We start from the raw sequence: 21,623 nt of genomic DNA, 5'->3' as shown, positions 1-21,623 counted from the left end.
AATGGAGTAAAATATGAGAGAACGTTATGCAAGTGGTATCAATGATGATACTGCCAAAAAAATGGTGGATTTACTAAACGCCAACTTGGCCAACCTGATCGACCTAAGTATGGATAGCAAGCAGTGCCATTGGAACTTACAAGGTACTGGATTTATCGGCGTGCATCAGTTACTAGACGAGACCTATGAGCGCCTAACAGAAGCTTATGATACGGTAGCTGAGCGCATCGTAATCTTGGGCGGTAAAGCCAACGGCATCTCAAAACGGGTGGTTGAGGACTCGATTTTAGAGACGTATCCCACCGATATCACGGAGGTCGATGAACACGTGCGCGAGCTCACCAAACGCTACAAAACCATCGCCGCCTCACTGCGCGAAGCAATCGATACCGCGGGTGATGCAGGCGATGAAGACACGGCAGATTTATTAACAGAGGTGAGCCGTATCGTCGACAAAGACGCATGGTTTATCGGTGCCAACGCTCCAAAGAAGTGATAAGGGCTTGATCTATAGCGGTTAAATCAATTTATAATTATAATTATAATTATAATTAATGAGAAATAATCATAGAAAAGCCACCAATAAAGGTGGCTTTTTTTATGGGTATGACTTTTGTGGTGATAAATAAGCGATATTTATTCTTAAGGTCAACCTAATCGCACTTTGTCATTTATGCGCTGGTTGAGATGCTGGCTGATGTCGTAAAACATGCTAGGAAAGATGCGCTTTATCCACATCACTAGGAGGTGTCAACACGGCTGCATTTGGTACAGATAACGTGAGAATCGCTTCTTGAAACAGGGGATTGTCTCGAAACTGATTTTCGATATCTTCAAATTTTTGCGCTATTTTTTCTTCTTTTTGGTTGCCTGCGATATCGACTGCAGCGACCATAAATATCTTTTTGGGACCGACCCATTAGCCGATGGTATAGTTGGTCTCGCTCTCAGCGGTATTCCATTCGGTGATACCGGTGTAGATGGTGTAGATAGAGACGATAGAGCCTGCCATAAACACGCCAAAAGCCGCAATCATCGACCAAACATAGGACTCTTTACCATAGCCGAGTGGATGGCTTCTATCGGCAGGTCTGATGGACTTTTTTTCGGCGACTATCAGCAGCGCCCCATTGCCAGCATCCGCCCAAGAGTGCGCAGACTCAGCAATCATAGAGGCAGAACCAGTCATAAAGGCCGCGACCGTCTTTGCAATGGCGATAATCAGATTTGCCCCAACAGCGATTAAGACCGTAATCAATGAACCCGCAGGCTTTTTATCTGCCGGCTTAGCATGGCGATGTGTCTGGTCGTCAGACTGATTTTTGACAGTGCCTGTGCCGCGAGTACGGCTTCTCGGTGCTAACGCGTCATTCGATGTGGTGTCTTTTGGCTTGTTGGTCATGTTAGCCTCGTTATCACTGACTCATATAAACAGGTTATATAGGTCAGTGATACAAAGATAGTGAGATAAAAATAGTGAAATAAAAAGAAAACAGTCGCCTACCGTGCAGATTGCCATGCGTGCTCTAACTACGCGGCTCACCACCTCGCTCGCCAGTCATCTTATCGATATCGCAACTAGGACGATGTGCGCTCTCCATACGCATTTCTTTTCGCTCTAATGCTGCATCGGCACGGCATTGCTGCATCTCGTTTTTGATCTCAAGAGGCGGCGCTGGCGTTGGCTTACCATTGTCATCGATTGCAACCATGGTAAAGTAGCAGCTATTGGTATGGCGTACCGTACGCGCACGCACATCTTCGGCCTCAACGCGAATACCCACCTCCATTGAGGTGGTACCCACATAATTGACACTAGCAGCAAACGTCACCAGCTCTCCGACATAGATAGGCTCCCGAAACATCACTTGATCGACCGATAACGTCACCACATAGTTGCCGCTATAACGGCTGGCACAGGCATAAGCGACCTGATCGAGCATCTTAAGCAAATCGCCACCATGGACATTGCCGATAAAATTTGCCATATCAGGCGTCATCAGCACCGACATATACAATTCGTGGTTTAAAGGGGCTTTTTTGGCGGTGGAGCTGGTGTTGAACTGCGGCATAATGTTCCTTAAAAGGTTGTACACGTATTTATGTTTTTAGCTTGCTTATCATTTATACCGCAGCTTGCTATATATCACAAACGCCCCTGTGTCATCAGATGGTCTACATTGTGTAAATAAAATATAAATAATAGCCCATCGGTAAATATAGTTAATTTAATATATAGTCAGTTCAAAACAAAACTGTCATAAGTTCCAAAGCGCTACTGGGATGAATTTTATGCAGCATCACCATAATTTTTGTTACCAGCCCCATGCGACAGCGAAATATCAGCGTGCTACAATATTCAGTCTATAGTTGAGCCTCTTTACAGTTGAGCTACTTTACAATAGGCACTACACCGACAAAGGCTGTGCAAACTACCTATCTGTAGCACCCGCCTATATAGTAATTGCCCGTTTTATTTAGGATTGACTATATACCGACATCATGCCCTGATGACGATAAAAACGTTATATAATTAACATCAGCTACCCCAACCACCCTTCATTATAAAAAGGATCCCTCATGAGCGAGTTGCAACTGTCTGAACGCGTCAATAGCATCAAACCATCACCGACTCTAGCGATTACCAATAAAGCCAAAGAGCTAAAAGCGGCTGGTAAAGACATCATCGGCCTAGGTGCTGGCGAACCTGACTTTGATACACCAGAGCACATCAAAAAGGCAGCCATTGATGCAATCAATAACGGTTTTACCAAGTACACCGCTGTCGATGGTACACCAGAGCTCAAAAAAGCCATCATCGACAAGTTCAAACGTGATAACGACATCAGTTATGAGCCAAATGAAATCCTAGTATCGGTCGGTGGTAAGCAGTCTTTCTTTAACCTTGCCCAAGCCTTTATCAATCCAGGCGACGAAGTCATCATTCCAGCGCCTTACTGGGTCAGCTATCCTGATATGGTCATCATCGCAGGCGGTAAGCCGGTCATCGTAGAATGCCCTGCTGAGCAAGATTTCAAGATCACCGCCGAGCAATTAGAAGCCGCCATCACAGACAAAACCAAACTGCTAGTGCTAAACAGCCCATCGAACCCAACAGGTATGATCTATACGTTGGATGAGCTAAAAGCCATTGCGGAAGTATTGAAAAAACACCCGCACGTCTATGTGGCCTCAGATGATATGTATGAGCACATTCGCTGGACGGGTGATAAATTCTACAATATCTTAAACGCCGCACCTGAGCTAAAAGAGCGCGCCATCATCCTAAACGGCGTATCAAAAGCCTACGCCATGACAGGCTGGCGCATCGGCTACGCTGGTGGCCCTGCCAAACTCATCGGCGCGATGAAAAAAGTACAGTCGCAGTCGACCTCTTGCCCAACCTCTATCAGCCAAGTGGCTGCAGAAGCCGCCATCAGTGGTGACCAAAGCGTACTGGCACCAATGGTAGAAGCCTTTGAGAAGCGTTGTGATTTGGTCGTTGATGGTCTAAATGCCATTAAAGGCATCACGTGTCTGCGTCCTGATGGCGCATTTTACGTCTATCCTCAAATCAAGCCATTAATCAAAGCCGCTGGCCTGTCTTCATGTACAGAGTTTTCAGAATGGCTACTGGATAAAGTTGGCGTAGCGGTCGTCCCTGGTGATGCCTTTGGTCTTGGCGGCTATATGCGCATCTCTTATGCCACTGACGAAGCGACGCTAAAAGATGCGCTATCACGTATCGAAAAAGCCGTGGCTGACTTGGACGTTGCTGAATAAGCAACTCACTAAGCAAAAAGGCTTTTAAGCTAAATAGCTTGATTGTTAAAAACTATAAAAAAAGACGCTCCATATTTGTTATGTGGGCGTTTTTTTATGACGGCTTGATTTGATAAAAACGCTCTATCTTTTCATTAAAATGACAATCTTTGCAATTTATGCAAAAAAAGGCTTGACGTATTTTTTATCTTTGCTAGAATACGCCCCACTTAGCAAGAACTCATTAGAGATTTTCTAAGTCTTGTTGTCACGTATCATGTACGTACAGCCTATTCTCCAATAGCTCAGTTGGTAGAGCAACGGACTGTTAATCCGTGTGTCCCTGGTTCGAGCCCAGGTTGGAGAGCCACATTTTAGTTGTAAAAATTTGAATTATTTTTAATTCAATTATGGCATTTGCCAAAACCCTCATCACTTTGATGAGGGTTTTTTTATGGTCGTCTGTTTTTTATGCAATTTGGCTTCGTCAGCAGTTTGGTTTCTTTTAGCTCGGCGCTTGTAGCATGGAATTTAAGGAGTGTAACGCCTCGGTGGTATGGCGGCTAGGATCAGCAAATAAATACCAGATGGCAGACAAAGAAAAGCCCCGAACCTAGGGCGATTGGTTCAGGGCTTACGGCGCTTCATGTTGTTATTATTATTTCTTCCATGTCGACTTATCCTAAGTCATAAACAGTCATCTATAAGACAGCGGGCTGACCTGTGCTTTTATCGATACTGCCTCAACACTGCATCCTTGCCTCTCCTTGTGTTGATGGTTGTATTGTAGGGCAATCACTTTGATGCGCCTAGAGGCTAAAGACCTTATTTCGCGTAAGCATATGCTTACATTTGTACACCCGCTTACTGCCCCACTCGCCTTATTTGGCGGCTCGTGACTTATCTAGAACCAATCTACCGTTCCAAAAATCTTACTCAAACCTAGCCAATATTGACTATTAGATAGGTTTGACGTTTTCTTTCTGCTTCATTGTCACGCGCTATTTCTCATTTGAGATTTAGACTGACCACGACTCCACAGACTTTTTTAATTGGCGATGGAACTCACCGTCCAATAAACAGGATTATGCAGCTGTTAAAATAACAGTCGCGTTATTTAAAATATTGATGCTGGCGTTGAGGTCACGGTCATGAGAAACCTGACAGTTAGGGCACAACCACTCACGCATTTTCAATGTTAGCTCATCTTTACCAAGGATATGATTGCAGTTTGAACAGGTTTTTGAGCTTGGGTAGAAGGGTCCGACTGATTTCACAACCTTGCCTTGCTCAGTGGCTTTGTAGATAAGCTGTCGCTTAAACTCAAAGAAACCCAAGTCACTGATAGCTCTTGATAGCCGCCTGTTCTTAACCATACCTTTGACATTCAAATCCTCAATCGCAATCACATCAAACTCATTAACCAGACTTGTTGTGATTTGATGGAGAGAATCTTGCCTAATACACCTGATCTTATAGTGCAAACGAGAGAGCTTGGTTTTCGCTTTTTCTCTGTTTTTACTGCCTTTTTTAGTGCGACTGAGCGCTTTGTTTAGCGTTCTTAGTTTTTTAAGGTTTGCTTGAAGTGGTTTTGGCGCTTTAATTTTAGTGCCGTCTGATAAAACCAGTAAGTCGGTAATACCAAGATCAACACCAACGCTTTTACCTGTCTTTTTAGTAGGAATTACAGCTTTTTGTATTTCAACAGCCACACTAACAAACCACTTACCGCCACGTTTAGAGATGGTGGCTGACATGATCTTGCCGTCAAAACGTAAAGCTTCTTTTAAGCGAACCCAGCCCAAGTTTGGGATACGAATGGATTTACCTTTAATGGCAAATTGGTCGTTGGATAAACTGAATCTATCGTCACGGCCTTTTTTACGAGCGGTTGGGTATTTCGCTAAGCCTTTAAAGAAGTTGTTATAAGCATCACCCAACTGCATGATTGCCGCCTGCGGAGCGCATTTGGTCACTTCCAGCATATAGGGGAATAATTCACGCTTAATGGCGTTCAATTCGCGTCTGAGCTTCGCCTGTGAGGGCTTGTTTAGATTTTTAGTATCAACCTCAACGCCTGCGGCCAAACACGCATCACGGTACGCTTTGTCAAGCGCATACTGCCGCTGCCACTCATGCAAAGCCCAGTTGTAGGCTTTTCTCGCCACGCCACAAGCACGAGCAAGGTGATTTGCCTGTACGTTGTTTGGCTTGAGTTCGATAATGTGTCCACGGATCATAATGCTTTTTTAACCGCCTCTATTAATTGTTGGTTTTTCTTGCTGCAAGAGCCGTATAGCCTCGCTGAAAATACGGTGATAATCTCCAATACATCTTGGGCTAATTCTTGCTCAAAACTCAATTCTTCACCTTGATTGATTATTACCACTTCAACGTCACGAGCCTCACACAACATGAAAACCAGTTCTGCACCAAATCGTAAAAGCCTGTCTTTATGGGTAATTACCAGCCGTTCAACTTTATTGCTCAGTATGTCATCAAGCAGGTTTTTTAAGCCTTTCTTTTTATAATCCATTCCACTACCAAGATCGGTAATCGTCTCAAAAGTCCAGCCTTGCCTGGCACAATAAAGTTCCAAAACTTGAGACTGGAGAAGTAAGTCGTCTTTTTGATCACGACTCGACACACGAGCATAAGCAATGGTTTTTCGGTCTAATTTAGGTGGTGTATTCAAGGAATGCGGTCTGATTTCACTTAAATCATATCGCCTATGCCCGTTTTCGGTTCGCTTGGCGACTAACGTACCATCCTCATCCCAACGTCTTAATGTGGATTGAGCAACCCCGAAATGTTTGGCAGCCTCCCCAATACTAACCAGTTTCCCCATAACTTGCTCTCTATATTATAGATATAATCTATCTATTATAGTAATAAATAGGTAGGTTTGTATATATTTTATTTGACTGTTTGCAACCCTATTCTATCCCAATAACTGCTGCTCTTTAGCATGCTCTTTAGAGACTTTTTCGCCTTCTTCTTTGCCCTCTTCTATTTTGTTATCTGTCTCTTTGATGTCGTCTGCTTCGGCCGTTGGGGCGTTTTTTTGTTGTTGCTCGGCTTCCTCTGGCTCATACTGTAGCGTCGTCATGACTGGAAAGTGATCAGAGCCTATAGACGGCAAACGCTGAATATCAACGACTGTGAAGCAAGCACTGTGAAAAATATGATCAAGCGCCCAACGCAAAAATGGATAATTGACATGAAAGGTATTGATAAAATGGCGACCGATACGCGGGTCCAGCAAGCCCGAGATGCGCTGAAAGCGGCGCGTCGTCTTCGACCAGGCCACGTCATTAAGATCGCCTGCCAGTATGGCGGTTTGATCGTGCTCTTTAATGTGTTTGCCGACCATTAGCAACTCGGCATCGCGAGTGGTCGATTTGTCGGCCTCAGTAGGACTGGGCGGCATGGGGTGCAAGCAATATAGCCAAATCACTTGACCATTTTGCAGGCGCAGCTGTGAGTGAATCGACGGTATGTCATCTATCATCAAATACTTGACCTCAGGGTCGATCAGTTCAAGTTTCGAGTACAGGTGCATGCCATATAAATTGTCTAATGGCACCTTGACGGTATAAGGATAGTCTGGCTCAATCTGCTCCAGTGCTTTTTCCCACTTTTTATCACTCTCTAAGGTGATTAAAATATCGGGCTGCTTTTGCTTGACCAGCTCGACCAGCTTTTTGGTGTGATCATTGGGCGTTAGGACATTTGACACCATGAGCTTTAGTTGATGCGCTTGCCCTGCAGGTTTGGATTTTGCTTGTTGTACTTCTTTTTTCCATAGTTTGGTATAGGGCAACACCATTCTTAGCTGAAACGCCAATGTGAGACTCAAAACCACAAACAACAACCACTGCCATAGCTGCCAGTCTGGCCAAAACATCAACATACCAACCCAAGCGATTACCCCCAGCACCATGATCTGAATACGAGGAAAATCGACACCGCGCACCCACCAATTATCTAGCGGCAGCCAGCCCCAAATCGTCACAAACGCGACGAGCCCTGCTAGCCACTGGACAGAATAATATAGTAGTGAAAGATCCATAGTATGTATTAACCGTTGGTTGAAATTTTGGTTTGCCGCTGCATAAGATATGTTGGGTATTCAGGCATCTTTAGGCGTACGGCTCACGATACTGATGCTAGCGATTACTTTAGCACTTCAATCCAGTGACGCCTACTGCTACAGTCGAATTATATGACAACAACTATAAAACATTACAATGTCAAGTATCTGGCAGTGTGGTGTTGGTGATTCGTTGACAAGCTTTTGTTGATAAGGCTTTTGTACCATAAAACCGCAATAACCAGCATCTGCATACTAATAACATCACGTTATAGTAAACATAGCAAATAGTGTATAAAAAACCGCTAAAAATCGCCAAAACGTCTTGCTTTTTGGGAGCATTCACGGCATTGTTATTGGTTGGCGATGCAACAAATAATTGTAAATAGGATTAAATTTCATGAGTAATTTAACAGTAGGCTTGGTGGGCTGGCGCGGTATGGTTGGCTCAGTGTTAATACAGCGCATGCAGCAAGAAAAAGACTTTGATGGTATTACGCCCGTGTTTTTTTCGACCAGTAACGCAGGTGGCGATGCGCCAAGCTTCGATGGCGTACAGACCAGCCAATTAAAGGACGCTCATGATATCGACGCACTCGCAGCTTGTGATGTGATTATTACCTGTCAGGGCGGCGACTACACTGCAAAGGTGCATCAGCCGCTACGCGATAGCGGCTGGAATGGCTACTGGATCGATGCGGCCAGTACCTTGCGTATGGCAGATGACAGCATCATTATCCTTGATCCAGTCAATCGCAATGTCATCGATAGCGCGCTCGCCAGTGGCAAAAAAGACTTTATCGGTGGCAACTGTACGGTATCCTTGATGCTGATGGCGATCGGTGAACTGTTTAATAAAGGCTGGGTAGAATGGGTCAGCGCCATGACTTATCAGGCGGCGAGTGGCTCTGGCGCAAACAACATGCGCGAGCTCATCGAAGGCATGGGCGTACTACGTGATGCGGTCAAGGACGAGCTGGCTGATCCTGCAAGTGCTATCTTGGATATCGACAAAAAAATCGCGCAGACCCAGCGCGCAGATGACTTTCCTAAGCAGTATTTTGGTGTACCGCTCGCAGGCAGCTTGATCCCTTATATCGATGCGCAATTAGAAAACAAGCAATCGCGCGAAGAATGGAAAGGCGGCGTCGAAACCAACAAAATCCTTGGCAACTCAGCAGCCAACACCATCCCTATCGATGGTATGTGTGTGCGTATCGGTGCCATGCGCTGCCACGCTCAAGGCCTGACCATCAAGCTCAAAAAAGACATCCCGCTAGAGGAAATCGAAGCGGCGCTAAAAAATAGCGGTAATGAGTGGTTGGACTTGGTCGAAGACGACAAAGAAGCCACGATGAACCGCTTAACACCTGTTGCCGTAACAGGTACCTTAACTGTGGCGCTAGGACGCCTGCGTAAGCTAAACATGGGGCCTGAATATCTCGGTGCATTTACTGTGGGTGATCAGCTACTGTGGGGTGCAGCCGAACCCTTACGCCGTATGCTAAACATCATCCGCGAGCAAAACGCCTAATTTTACAACTCAACTATGAAGTACAAAAAAGACAGCAGATGGCTGTCTTTTTTTATGGCGATTTTAGGTTCACTCTTCATAACGCGCTATGAGCCGTACATAATCGCGCATAATATAAATAGCAGCAAAGTTGAGACTCGCATCCCTGTCCCAATAAACCCTTAACAATGCTATAATTAGCGCCATTTCCATAGCTTACATAGCGGTTATCATATGCAATTTGTCTTACACAAAACGGCCAGCGGCGAGACGCGTGCGCGCCGTGGCACTGTCCATCTCAATCATGGCGACGTACAAACGCCTGCCTTTATGCCTGTCGGTACTTATGGTACGGTCAAAGGCATGCTGCCGCGTGATATCGAAGCCATTGGCGCTGATATCATCCTTGGTAATACGTTTCACTTATGGCTACGTCCTGGTACTGAGGTCATCGACAAGTTCGGCGGCCTACACAAGTTTATGCACTGGGATAAGCCTATCTTGACCGACTCAGGTGGCTTTCAGGTCTTTAGCCTCGGTGCGATGCGCAAAATCACCGAAGAAGGCGTCAATTTTAAGTCGCCCATCGACGGTGCCAAGGTGTTTTTGTCACCAGAAAAGTCGATGCAGATTCAGTACAGCTTAAACTCAGACATCGTCATGCAGTTTGATGAGTGCACCCCCTATCCTGCCACTCACGACGAGGCCAAAAAGTCTTTAGAGCTGTCGCTACGTTGGGGCCAGCGCTGCTTTGATGAGCACAATAGACTAGGCAGCACCAATGCGCTGTTTGGTATTATTCAAGGCAGTATGTACCCAGAGCTACGCCAGCAATCGCTCGAGGGCCTGCTTGAGATTGGTTTTGATGGTTATGCCATCGGCGGCCTATCTGTCGGCGAGCCAAAAGATGAAATGATGGATGTACTAGACTATATCCCAGAGGCGATGCCAGCAGACAAGCCGCGCTATCTGATGGGCGTTGGCAAGCCTGAGGACATCGTTGAGGCGGTACGCCGTGGGGTCGATATGTTTGACTGTGTCATGCCCACTCGTAACGCCCGTAATGGCCATTACTTTGTCACAGGTGATACAGACAATGCAGGCGTAGTGCGTATCCGCAATAGCCAGTATCGTAACGATGAAGGCCCACTAGACCCTGAGTGTGATTGCTATACTTGCCAAAACTTTAGCCGTGCCTATTTATACCATCTCAATAAATGTAAAGAGATGCTAGGCGCGCAGCTGGCTACCATTCATAACCTGCGTTATTATCAGCGCTTGATGCAAGGCATCAGAGACGCCATCGAGCAAGATACCTTTGATGCCTTTGTCAGTGAGTTTTATGCCAAGCGTGGTCAAACGGTGCCTGAGCTAAACCTACGCTAACTCTTTAAACGCCTATCTATCTCTCTGCATCCTTATCTATCATTCAGACCAAAAAAGGGCTTAAGAAAATTCTTAAGCCCTTTTTGCTACTTGACTGATGTATGCGCCATTAAAAAAGGCTAATGGCCAAACGTTTTAACCCATCAATGTGGTCACAAACACGATAACCACTGCGATTGGCGCTACAAACTTGGAGATAATCTGCCATAGCGTCCACGTACCATTAGACAGACCAAGCTCTTGCTGGACACTGCGCTGATCCATCTGCCAGCCAAGGAAGATAATCGCCGCCAGACCCGTAAGTGGTAGGATAAACTTACTGGTGAGCTTATCTAAAGCATCAAAGACTCCGTTGCCCATGATCGTAAAATCAGCCCATAGGTTAAACGACAACAAGGCTGCGATACCAAGTAGCCAAATCACAATACTCGCCACGATGGTCGATACTGTACGGCTCATCGAGGTACGCTCTTCTAGAAACTCCACCGTCGGCTCAAGTAGCGAAATCGATGAAGTGATAGCGGCAAAGGTAATCAATAAGAAAAACAAAGTACCGATGATCGTACCTGCGCCCATGCTACCAAAGGCAATTGGCAAGCTGACAAAGATAAGACCAGGGCCTGAGGCAGGATCTAAGCCATTGCTAAAGATAATCGGGAAGATCGCCAGACCAGCGGCCAAGGCAATCACGGTATCCAAGATAACCACTGTACGGGCGGTCTTGAGTAAGTTAACTTCACGGCCCAAATAAGAGCCATACGCAATCATAATGCCCATACCGATAGATAGAGTAAAGAACGCATGACCAAGCGCAGCAAGCATCACGTCTGCAGTCAGCTTGCTAAGGTCTGGAGCAAATAGATAAGCAACCGCTTCACCAAATCCTCCATTCATGACGTTATAACCGACGATGACAAACAAGATAAGACCCAATAATGGCATTAACACCTTGGCGGTTTTTTCGATACCACTTGCCACCCCCATACCGACGATGATAGCCGTCAGCGCCATAAACACAGTGTGCCAAATGGTCAATGTGCCGGCTGAGGCCAGCATAGCATCAAATGTCGCACCAACTGCGTCGCCATTTTGGCCAGCAAACTCACCTGAGGCGATTTTGGTGATATAGTTTAGCGCCCAGCCACCGATGACACTATAAAACGATAAAATTAAGAAACCGCCCAAAATACCTGACGCACCCACGATACCCCAGCTGCGTGACTTGCCTTGGCTGGCGGCCACATCAGCAAAGGTATTGACTGGGTTTTTTTGTCCGCGGCGACCGATCAACCACTCAGCGACTAGAATCGGAAAACCTACTAACGCGATACAGAATAAATAAGCGATAACAAAAGCGGAACCCCCACTTTCACCGACCATATATGGAAATTTCCATATATTTCCCAACCCAACTGCCGACCCTACCGCTGCTAGCACGAAGCCAAAGCTTGAGCTCCATTGTGCATGTTCTTGTTTATTCATAGCCATCTTTTCCGTCCTCTTGCTTCAATTAATACCACTGATAACCTTCCTTGATTATCATAATCCGCCCATCATAATGCGTAAACGAATTATTAAACGCCCCAATATGAAGCGTCCAGTAACATTAAGAAAAAATTGTTTACAATACCGTAAACGCTCAGTTTCTGCTAAGCAACCAAAAAAGTCAAGTGCCCATAAATATAAAAAGCCATAACAATTGGTTATGGCTTTTTATCATTTTACCTCTAACTAACAAGAGTTTTTGGACTATCAACAATCCTTTTTATCATAAATTGTGGCTAAGCCTAATCAATTGTCTACTAACCACTTAGCGCACGACACCGCGGCGGCTGTTTTGTAAGGAGTCAATAAGCAGCTGAATCTTTGGCTCTCTCGGTAGTAGCTCGGTATGCAGCACCTCAAGCGCTTGTACAGTAGTCAGACCCGATCTAAAAATCGTACGATACGCTTGACGCAAAACATCAATCGTCTCTTTTGACCAGTTTTTGCGGCGCATACCTTCGACATTGAGACCATGGGTTTTGGCAGGATTGCCAGATACCATGGTAAAGGCGGCCACATCTTTTAAGATCAGACTTGCCCCACCGATCAGACTATAGTCATCTACCGTACAAAACTGATGAATACCAGAGTTGCCACCGATGATGGTATGGTTACCGATAGTGACATGACCCGCTACCCCCACATTATTAGCCAACACATTGTGATCGCCTATCACGCAGTCGTGAGCCACGTGGGTGTTGACCATCAACAAATTATGACTACCAATCTTGGTCAACTCGCTGTCTTGAGCGGTGCCGCGGTGCAAGCTGCAGGCCTCACGAATGGTATTATAATCGCCAATCTCAAGCCAAGTGCGCTCGCCTGCATACTTCAAATCCTGCGGATCTTCACCAATACTGGCAAACTGATAAAATTGATTGTGCGCGCCGATACGAGTCAGCTTGGTCACGACCACATGACGATGCAATACCGTATGCGCGCCGATGCTGACCTCATCCCCGACGATACAGTACGGGCCAATGATGGCAGTCTCATCTATCTGAGCGGAGGGTGAGATGAGTGCTGTTGGATGGATCTGACTCATAATGTGGGCCTTTGTATCTTCTGGTGCGAATAAATGGTAAAACACTGACCGTCAGTCATAACTTATCAAACAAACCAAAGTCAGTCTTGCGACAAAATATCGATGCTCATTATAATTCTTCTTGCCTGTTTTGACATAACTCTTTAGATACCGATGAGCCTAAAAGTTATCAGCCAATTTTATTGCTCTTGACGAGCAATCATCACCTGTGCGCTCGCCGCCAGCTCATCTTCGACATGGACGGTACAGTCAAACTTATAAATACCGCGCTTTTGCATCACAGTTTTTGCCCGAATAATCAGCTGATCACCAGGGATAACGCGGCGCTTAAAACGAACCTTATCCACCCCAGCAAACAAATACAGATAACCATCTTCGCCAGTCAATCCTGCGCTGATAAACCCAAGCACCCCTGACACTTGAGCCATACATTCGACCATCAGCACGCCTGGCATGATAGGCTCATTTGGGAAATGCCCATTAAAAAACTCTTCATTAATGGTGACGTTTTTGACCCCAGTGATGCATTCACCAGGGATACAGTCGATCACTTTATCGACCAGCATAAAAGGATAGCGATGCGGTAAGTAGTGCTTTAGCGTATGATAAGTCAGAGGCAAAGTCAGGCCTTGCTCAGCCAAGCTTTTCATGTCGGTATCATTTAAAACATCTATGTCTTTGCTGCTCATATGCCGCGTCCTTGCTCATTGCTAAGTATAAAAGGATTAAAAGGTTAAGGATTAAAGTATGGAATATTATATGGTTAACTACTAAGGGTTATGAAATAGAGTGATATCTTGTGGCCAGTCAAATCAGCGCTCATCGCGACCGAGCTGGCGAAACCTAACAGCAGCACGTCGCCAGTTGGCAGTTGGCATGGCAGCGGTACCTGAAGAGTAAGAGCCTGCTTGTTTGATGGATTTGGTCACCATCGTCATACCCGACAACGTAACATCATCAGCAATCTCGATGTGGCCAGTGATACCGACCGCGCCACCAATAATACAGCGTTTACCGATATGCGTACTCCCAGCGATACCGGTGTGCGCGGCGATGGCCGTCCCATCACCGATATGCACATTGTGCGCCACTTGCACCAGATTGTCGATAATCACATGATTGCCGATGACGGTATCATCGATAGCACCGCGGTCGATACAAGTCTGACTGCCAATACGGACATGATCACCGATGATGACTCGGCCTAACTGCGCAATACGCTCCCACCCGGTGGTGCTTGGGTCGTTGGTCGGGGCAAAGCCAAAACCTTCTGAGCCAATACTTGTACCAGCATGCACTCTGACATAATCGCCAATGGTACAATCATGACCAATGACCACTTGTGATTTGATGACACAATCGCTGCCAACCCTCGTACCTGCCTCAATCGTCACGTGGGCAGCCAGCGCTGTTCGCGCTCCCAGCTGCACCTGCTCGCCTATCACACAAAACGCCCCTATGCTCACCTGCTCGCCGATGATGGCACTATCGGCAATCACCGCACTCGGATGAATACGACTCGAGGCTGACTGATAAGCAAATAACTGACTGGCGCTGGCGTAAGCCAAGTATGGATTTGCGACCACCAACGCCAAGGTTGATGCGGGTACTTGCTGGCGATAATCTGCTGTGACTAACACAGTTCCTGCTTGACTGTCTGCCAAACTAGAGAGGTAACGAGGATCGGCCAAAAAACTCAGCTGCGTGTCATTGGCTGTCGTCAGACTACCGATACCGCCAAGCTGTTGGCATAACTGCTCAGCGCTCAGCTCTGCTTTATTTATAACAGGCTGGCGCTGCTCAATTTGGGTGATAAGTTGCTCAATCGTTATCATAGTTATTATTAGGGTGTGTCCTCAATTCACTTTAGCATGGATAATAGTACAGGCAAGGTAAAGCATTGACTCGAAATTACGAGCTAGTTTCTCGTATCTTGTTGCAATACTACGAAACTGCTTTAACCTTGCGAACATATTTTCTACCAAATGGCGTAATTTATACAGGTAGCTATCAAAATCAGGATTGGGCTGTTTAGCATTTTTCCTCTTTGGTATAACAGGTTTCATGCTATGCTCACAAGCCTTGTCTCTGATACTATCAGAATCATAACCTTTATCAGCAATCAAGTAATCAGCTTTATCAACCAACTCAATTAACTCTGGTGCAGCCTGACTGTCGTGGACTTCACCCCCAGTGATTTTAAAATTGAGCGGATATCCATTGGCATCACAACATAAATGAATTTTTGTAGTTCGTCCACCGTGGCTTTGTCCAATTGCTCGAGGCTCACCAATCCTAGCTCCACACGCATGTTGATGACACCGTATGTAGCTTCCATCAATGAAAACCCACTCCGTATCAATTTCTTTTCGTAGGCTAAAAAAAAACGCTCCCATAACCCATTTTCTGACCATCGGTTAAAACGGTTATAGGCAGTTTTCCACGACACAAGTTCTTCGGGTATGTCTCTCCATGGAGCGCCTGTTCTGAGTTTCCAAATTATGGCTTCCATAATAGTGCGAGTATTTTTAGTTATATAACAACCGTGCTGCTTCATAACTTCTTGTAGTTGTTGCCATAATTCGTCAGTTAGTACTATTCTGGCCATCGTCTCTAGACTCAAAATTATTTATTATGAGCTTATTTTGGTATTTTTTCACTTTTTTGAATTAGGGACACACCCTAGTATGAAGTAAGAATAAAAGTCGTATTATAAATAAGACAGTCATCAAGCTGCTATATCAGCTTGATGACCAATTTATCTAGTACCTTCTATTTATACCACACAAGTTATTGTGCCGTACAAATAAGATCAAAGCCAAAGCGCTTCAGATGGCTGCTACGTTAGAACGTATTACCAATCTGGAACTGTACTTTTTCGGTCTCATCACCTTCTTTATCACCGATAGGCATCGCATAACTCAAGGAGATAGGGCCAATTGGCGTATACCAAGTGATACCAGCACCAGCACTAAAGCGCAAGTCATTGTCTTGAGTCAATAATGGTACGCCAGTATCAGCACCCGTATCAGGGTCTACGAAAGTACGGTCTTCTTTATCGGTGGTATCAAAGACTTGCCCGCCCTCTGCAAATAGTACAGGACGTACTTGGTCAGCCCAGTCACCTTTAAATGGCATGGGCAATACCAGCTCAGCCCCAAAACTGGCCAGCGCGTTACCACCGATTTCTTCGTCTTTATAACGCACATCATCATTGATGGCATCATAATACGTCTGTGACTTTGGTCCAAGTGTTGAGGCTTCATAACCACGAACAGAGCCATAACCACCAGCGTAGAAGTTTTCATAAAACGGTAAATCATTACCATAGCCAAGCTTGGTATAACCACGTGCTATCCAATCCTTATAAATCGGATAATAAATATTGCCGCGGTACACAAGTTTTTGATAGCTGGCATCACCAAGGCCGATAGTCGCATCAACGGTATGGCTCATACCTTTGGTTGGGAATACAGGACGATCTAGGGTGCTATAGTCCCAGCCGAATAGTAGATTATAGGTCTGATAGTCGTTTTTAAAGCCAGTACGGCCTGAAAGCTGCTCTTCACCCTCTTCATCAATAAAGGTGAACTGCTCAAAAGATCCACCATCATCGATTAACTGCTGGACGTTTGAAACCCCTAAGAAGCGGCCACCCCGTACTGAGGTATTATCCACGTTGAGACCTGCGCTGACGCGTTTGGTTTCATCGACAGGATAGCTGTAGTTGAGCGTGGCACCATAGGAGTCGGTCACATAGTTACTGACGTTTCTGTCATCGTACTTTGTCTCACGATAATACGCGCTCAAACCTTGAGAGACACCGTTTTCGGTAAAGTACGGATCGGTATAGCCCAAACTATATGAGTCGCGGGTCTCTGAGCGAGACAGCGCGGCTTTGACTCGGTTACCTGTACCCATAAAGTTGTTTTGGGTCAAATCCAACTGGAAGGTCACACCACCACTTTGTGAATAACCAGCGGCAATGGTCGAGCTACCTGAAGGCTGCTCTTCTACCGTGTAATGTACGTCTACTTGGTCTGGCTGGTTGGGCACTGGTTTTACATCGACATTAACCGTTTTAAAGAAACCGGTGCGCATCAGACGCGTGCGTGACAATTGGATTTTTTCGCTAGAGGCAAGCGCGCCTTCTAGTTGGCGCATCTCACGGCGCAGTACTTCGTCTTGGGTTTTAATATTGCCCGTAAAGTTGATACGGCGCACGTAGATAGGACGGGCAGGATCGATAAAGTAATCCACATCGACCATTTTGGTATCGTCATTGATACGTGGTACTGGTCTAACTTGGGCCAGATAATAGCCTTCGTTGCCATAACGGCGCTTGAGCTCAGCGGTGGTTTCATCGAGTTTGGCTTGCGAGTATTTTTCGTTTGGGGCAAAGGTGACCAGCTCTTGTAGCTCAGTCGTCTCAAACGTTGGCTTGCCTAAAAAATTGACCTCACCAAACTGGTACTGCTCGCCTTCGCTTAGGCTGACTTCGATAAACACACTGCGCTTATCTTCGCTGATATTAAGTACCGCATTGTCGACGGCAAAACGCACGTAGCCGTCATTTTGGTACAAGGCTTTTAAGTTTTCCAAACTGGCCGCCAGCTTTTCTTTGGCATAGCGATCAGATTTAGATAACAGGCGTGTCCAAGAAGATTCTTTTACGGCAAAGACATCTTTGATCTCATCATCGCTGAAGTGCTTGTTACCGATGATATTGATATCGACGACTTTGGCAGGCTTGCCTTCGATAAAGCGTACATCGAGCTTGACACGATTGCCATCGAGTAGCGTTTGGTCGACTTCGATATTACTGTTGTAGTAGCCTTGGCTGATATACTGCTGCTGCAGCTCGTTGGCGACGCCTTGTAAGGTCGCTTGCTTGAGCACATCACCGACAGACAAACCTGCGTTGCTCAGTCCTTGCTCTAGTCCTTCTTTTGGGATGAGCTTATTGCCCTCAAAGTTAACTTCGGCGATGGTAGGACGCTCAACGACATCAAAGCGTAATTGACCGCCTTCGACACGGCTTTGAATGTCCGCGAAGTTTTCGGTTGCATATAGCGCCTTAATACTGGCCGCCAAGCTGCTGTCATTTACCGTATCTCCTACCGTGATAGGTAGAACCGGATAGAGGCTATCGGGGGTTAGACGTTGTAAGCCATTAAAACCGATGTCAGTCACTACAAATTCTGCAGCCTGTACCGGCATACTCATCATCGCTACCACTAACGGCAACCCTGCCGCGCTCATAAATAAAGGCGTACGCATAAACACTATCCGTCAATAAAAAAATTGCTTAAGTTAAGTTAAAAAGCACATGTTGTCTTGTCCATTTGCCATAAAGTCGCATACTTCGGCGGACAAGACTCAGAACACTTTATATAAAACGCATCATAAAATAAACTAAAAATTACGATTAGTACAGAGACGGCGGCACAAAGCTGCTCTGCCGCCACACCCGCAATCGCTGCCCGATACGCGTAAAACCATTAGTGCATCTTGTCTTATCACCCAAACGCTTGGGCAAACCATCAAAAAAGTCGGCTGATATCATTACCAATTGCTAACACCATGAAACCTGCCAGCAAGAGTAAACCGATATTAAGTCCAGCCATTTGCACGCCTTCTGAGAGCGGCTTACCGCGAATCAGCTCTATGAGATGATAGACGATATGCCCTCCATCCAATACAGGAATAGGCAAAAGGTTGAGCACTGCCAGACTCAGACTGATCAGCGCGGCGGTAGACAATACCATCTGCCAGCTAATATCGAAGCTTTGTTTGGCGACTTTGGCAATGGTGATCGGGCCTGATAAATTATCGAGACCAATCATACCTGAGAGCATTTTGCCCATCGAGCTGACCGTCATCACCGCCAACTGTTCGGTTTTTTCAAACGACTTGACCAGTGACTCGCCTGGACCATAGACCACTGTGGTTTTATAATCTTCAGGAATGACAATCTCAGACTGTGCCACCATAGCACCAATTTGCCCAAAGTCGTTACCTAAGTTGTCTTTTTTGCCCTGCGGCATAATGGCCAATTGTACAGGATTACCCTCTCTTAAGACGGTAAAATTGAGTAAAGTCTCAGGATTATCGCGAATGATGCGCGTGGCACTGATCCAGTCTGCGATGGCGACATCATTAATCGCCGTGATACGGTCACCGACCTTGAGGCCTTGACGATTGGCGGCACCATCAGGTGTCAACTCACCGACGATAGGGGCAATCGTCGGTTGCCATGGCAGCATACCAAAGCTGCTCAGCGCATCTTTTCCATGGTCATCGCCTTGCATGAACTCATTCACAGGCGCGTAGTAAGTCTTGGCGGCGTTGTCATCAGCTTGTAGCGTGACACTTATATTGTCCGTCTCGCCCATGCGTCCAGCGAGACGGTAATTAATCCCTTCCCACGTCTGTACCTCATGACCATCGATGGCGACGATCTTATCGCCAACGGGCAGCTGAGCGGTGGCCGCTGGCGTATCAGGCAACACCTGCCCAATCTTTGTCGCCAGCTGCTCAGACGGGGTCATAAACAACACCCAAAACAAACCAATCGCAATGACAAAGTTCATGATAGGGCCTGCTGCGACGATAGCGATTTTTTTTAGCGGATGCTGGCGGTTAAATGCCAAGTGCTGCTCATCGGCTGCCACCTCGCCTTCTCGCTCATCGAGCATTTTGACATAGCCGCCCAGTGGCAGCGCCGAAATACGATAATCAATACCGCTTTTTTTGCTGGTCCAGCCTACGACTTTGGGGCCAAAACCAATAGAGTATGTCAGCACCTTAACACCGCACAGGCGCGCCACGATATAGTGCCCCCATTCATGCAGGGCAATGAGCGGACCTAAGACAAAAATGGCCGCAAGGAGCGTCAATAAAAACGTCATGATGTCTTCTCAATATGGTTTTTTAGCAAGTTCTCTCGTACAAGGCTGATTTGCAAGACTTCTATTCTTATAGCGTCTGCGCCACTTATATGGATTTTGCCACCTTGGCCACCAATGCCTCAGTATGCCGACGCGCTAGCTGGTCAATCGACAATATATCTTCTATATCCGCCGACGCCGCTAACAGCGGTACTTGTATCTCACTGAGTGCCTGCTCATTGATATCAGCAATATCTGTCAAGCGAATTTGTCCTGCCAAAAACGCGGCCACGGCAATCTCATTGGCGGCATTGAGTACGATGGTCGCCTGCGTACCCGCTTGCATGGCTTGTCTCGCCAAACGCAAACAGGCAAATTTTTGTAAATCAGGCTCGATAAATTCTAGGCCGCTTAGCGCATACAAGTCCAAAGGCTGCGAGCCGCTATCGATACGCGCAGGATAGCTGAGTGCATGAGCAATGGGTGTCTTCATATCTGGGCTGCCCAGCTGCGCCAAAAAGCTGCCATCGCTATATTCTACCATTGAGTGAATGATGCTTTGTGGATGAATCACCACATTTATTTTATCCTCACTCAAATCAAACAAATGACAGGCTTCTATCAGCTCAAGCCCTTTGTTCATCATCGTTGCCGAGTCGACCGATATCTTTTGTCCCATCGACCAATTGGGATGTTTGACAGCTTCAGCGACGCCAGCTTGCTGCATCTGCGCAAATGACTGCTGCAAAAATGGCCCACCAGAGGCTGTCAACCACAATTTACGCACCCCGTGCTTTGGCTGGTGAATCTGGCGGCTGTCTTGTTGGATATCTACCGGCAAACACTGAAAAATCGCGTTATGTTCAGAGTCAAGCGGCAACAAAGTGGCGTGGTGGGTTTTGACCGCATCGATCATCACCTGTCCTGCCATCACCAGCGCTTCTTTATTAGCAAGCAAGATACGCTTGCCTGCGCGCGCGGCGGCCAATGTAGAAGGCAACCCTGCTGCACCGACAATGGCAGCAACGACCGTATCGGTTTGGCTATCGGTGGCGATATCTACAAGCCCTGCTGCGCCGCCGACGACCTCGATATCAAGCTTCGCTGCGCTTAGACGCTGAGCAAAATCATCGACTGCGGCTGCCGGTACGTTGACGCGCTTTGGCAAAAACTGCTGACACAGCGCAAACAGTTTGTCCAAACGATGGTAACCCGACAAGGCATAGACTTGGTACTGCTGCGGATGGGCCGCCAAAATCGCCAACGTACTATCGCCAATCGAGCCAGTTGCGCCTAATACGGCGATACGTTGCATCATAACCATCGTTGCCTATCAATAATACAAAAAAAATAAAAATAAAGCCTAACTGGATAAATCCAAGCAAGACA

18 protein-coding genes and 1 tRNA gene are annotated in these 21,623 nt (G+C 46.3%); 5 read left to right on the top strand and 14 right to left on the bottom strand.

Annotation, left to right across the window (positions count from 1 at the left end):
- The first annotated feature begins 13 nt into the window (after positions 1 to 13).
- Positions 14 to 496, top strand: a complete 483-nt coding sequence (gene dps / locus C6W44_RS08970; protein WP_075101556.1) for a DNA starvation/stationary phase protection protein Dps — start codon at positions 14 to 16, stop codon at positions 494 to 496.
- A gap of 216 nt (positions 497 to 712) precedes the next feature.
- Here the strand turns inward: dps and C6W44_RS13595 are convergent, their stop codons facing one another.
- The 3 genes from C6W44_RS13595 to C6W44_RS08960 form a co-directional block, all read right to left on the bottom strand.
- The gene (locus C6W44_RS13595) at positions 713 to 895 is read right to left on the bottom strand and encodes a hypothetical protein (protein WP_227526401.1); all 183 of its coding nucleotides are present in this window, start codon (positions 893 to 895) and stop codon (positions 713 to 715) included.
- A 24-nt stretch (positions 896 to 919) separates the two neighbouring features.
- Entirely contained in the window at positions 920 to 1,402 is a 483-nt protein-coding gene (locus tag C6W44_RS08965; RefSeq protein ID WP_227526400.1) for a cation diffusion facilitator family transporter, read from the bottom strand.
- Positions 1,403 to 1,526: 124 nt separating this feature from the next.
- Positions 1,527 to 2,072, bottom strand: a complete 546-nt coding sequence (locus tag C6W44_RS08960) for an acyl-CoA thioesterase (protein ID WP_105245069.1) — start codon at positions 2,070 to 2,072, stop codon at positions 1,527 to 1,529.
- A gap of 508 nt (positions 2,073 to 2,580) precedes the next feature.
- Here C6W44_RS08960 and C6W44_RS08955 point away from each other — a divergent pair.
- Together C6W44_RS08955 and C6W44_RS08950 are read left to right on the top strand one after the other, a co-directional pair.
- Entirely contained in the window at positions 2,581 to 3,783 is a 1,203-nt protein-coding gene (locus C6W44_RS08955) for a pyridoxal phosphate-dependent aminotransferase (protein WP_105245068.1), read from the top strand.
- A 273-nt stretch (positions 3,784 to 4,056) separates the two neighbouring features.
- Positions 4,057 to 4,132 (top strand) — tRNA-Asn (locus C6W44_RS08950).
- 715 nt (positions 4,133 to 4,847) lie between these two features.
- Here the strand turns inward: C6W44_RS08950 and C6W44_RS08945 are convergent.
- From C6W44_RS08945 to C6W44_RS08935, 3 genes are all read right to left on the bottom strand, one after another.
- The gene (locus C6W44_RS08945) at positions 4,848 to 6,002 is read right to left on the bottom strand and encodes an RNA-guided endonuclease InsQ/TnpB family protein (RefSeq protein ID WP_093071385.1); all 1,155 of its coding nucleotides are present in this window, start codon (positions 6,000 to 6,002) and stop codon (positions 4,848 to 4,850) included.
- On the bottom strand, positions 5,999 to 6,610 hold the full coding sequence (locus tag C6W44_RS08940; protein WP_105243882.1) for an IS607 family transposase: 612 nt from the start codon (positions 6,608 to 6,610) through the stop codon (positions 5,999 to 6,001). Before C6W44_RS08940 ends, C6W44_RS08945 begins: the two co-directional genes overlap by 4 nt.
- Positions 6,611 to 6,703: 93 nt before the next feature.
- Complete coding sequence (locus C6W44_RS08935) at positions 6,704 to 7,834, bottom strand: endonuclease/exonuclease/phosphatase family protein (RefSeq protein ID WP_105245067.1); 1,131 nt, start codon at positions 7,832 to 7,834, stop codon at positions 6,704 to 6,706.
- Positions 7,835 to 8,255: 421 nt separating this feature from the next.
- Here C6W44_RS08935 and asd point away from each other — a divergent pair, with 421 nt between their 5' ends.
- The gene (gene asd / locus C6W44_RS08930) at positions 8,256 to 9,389 is read left to right on the top strand and encodes an aspartate-semialdehyde dehydrogenase (RefSeq protein ID WP_105245066.1); all 1,134 of its coding nucleotides are present in this window, start codon (positions 8,256 to 8,258) and stop codon (positions 9,387 to 9,389) included.
- Between the two features lie 213 nt (positions 9,390 to 9,602).
- Positions 9,603 to 10,754: a tRNA guanosine(34) transglycosylase Tgt gene (gene tgt, locus C6W44_RS08925; RefSeq protein WP_105245065.1), complete on the top strand. Its 1,152-nt coding sequence runs from the start codon at positions 9,603 to 9,605 to the stop codon at positions 10,752 to 10,754.
- A gap of 135 nt (positions 10,755 to 10,889) precedes the next feature.
- Here the strand turns inward: tgt and C6W44_RS08920 are convergent, their stop codons facing one another.
- From C6W44_RS08920 to ispC, 8 genes are all read right to left on the bottom strand, one after another.
- On the bottom strand, positions 10,890 to 12,242 hold the full coding sequence (locus tag C6W44_RS08920) for a sodium-dependent transporter (protein WP_105245064.1): 1,353 nt from the start codon (positions 12,240 to 12,242) through the stop codon (positions 10,890 to 10,892).
- 322 nt (positions 12,243 to 12,564) lie between these two features.
- Positions 12,565 to 13,344 (bottom strand): acyl-ACP--UDP-N-acetylglucosamine O-acyltransferase, encoded by a 780-nt coding sequence (lpxA, locus tag C6W44_RS08915; protein WP_105245063.1) that lies wholly within the window; start codon positions 13,342 to 13,344, stop codon positions 12,565 to 12,567.
- Between the two features lie 179 nt (positions 13,345 to 13,523).
- Positions 13,524 to 14,033, bottom strand: coding sequence for a 3-hydroxyacyl-ACP dehydratase FabZ (gene fabZ / locus C6W44_RS08910; RefSeq protein WP_105245062.1), 510 nt, complete (start codon positions 14,031 to 14,033; stop codon positions 13,524 to 13,526).
- Positions 14,034 to 14,156: 123 nt separating this feature from the next.
- Positions 14,157 to 15,179 carry a UDP-3-O-(3-hydroxymyristoyl)glucosamine N-acyltransferase gene (lpxD, locus tag C6W44_RS08905; RefSeq protein WP_105245061.1) on the bottom strand — a complete coding sequence of 341 codons (1,023 nt, stop codon included), beginning with the start codon at positions 15,177 to 15,179 and terminating at the stop codon, positions 14,157 to 14,159.
- 21 nt (positions 15,180 to 15,200) lie between these two features.
- Positions 15,201 to 15,952 (bottom strand): IS5 family transposase gene (locus C6W44_RS08900; RefSeq protein ID WP_105245060.1). Its coding sequence is split into 2 segments (ribosomal slippage): positions 15,201 to 15,751 and positions 15,751 to 15,952, totalling 753 coding nucleotides; the frame shifts between segments, so codons are not numbered across the junction.
- 236 nt (positions 15,953 to 16,188) lie between these two features.
- Entirely contained in the window at positions 16,189 to 18,624 is a 2,436-nt protein-coding gene (gene bamA, locus C6W44_RS08895) for an outer membrane protein assembly factor BamA (RefSeq protein ID WP_105245059.1), read from the bottom strand.
- Positions 18,625 to 18,887: 263 nt separating this feature from the next.
- A complete protein-coding gene (rseP, locus tag C6W44_RS08890; protein ID WP_105245058.1) occupies positions 18,888 to 20,255 on the bottom strand; it encodes an RIP metalloprotease RseP in 1,368 nt (455 codons plus the stop codon).
- 85 nt (positions 20,256 to 20,340) lie between these two features.
- A complete protein-coding gene (gene ispC / locus C6W44_RS08885) occupies positions 20,341 to 21,552 on the bottom strand; it encodes a 1-deoxy-D-xylulose-5-phosphate reductoisomerase (RefSeq protein WP_198335928.1) in 1,212 nt (403 codons plus the stop codon).
- Between the last annotated feature and the right edge of the window lie 71 nt (positions 21,553 to 21,623).

Source organism: Psychrobacter sp. Marseille-P5312 (assembly GCF_900291405.1).
Lineage (GTDB): Bacteria > Pseudomonadota > Gammaproteobacteria > Pseudomonadales > Moraxellaceae > Psychrobacter > Psychrobacter celer.
Note: the sequence above shows the minus strand (reverse complement) of the source record. Positions and strands in the feature narration are given on the sequence as shown.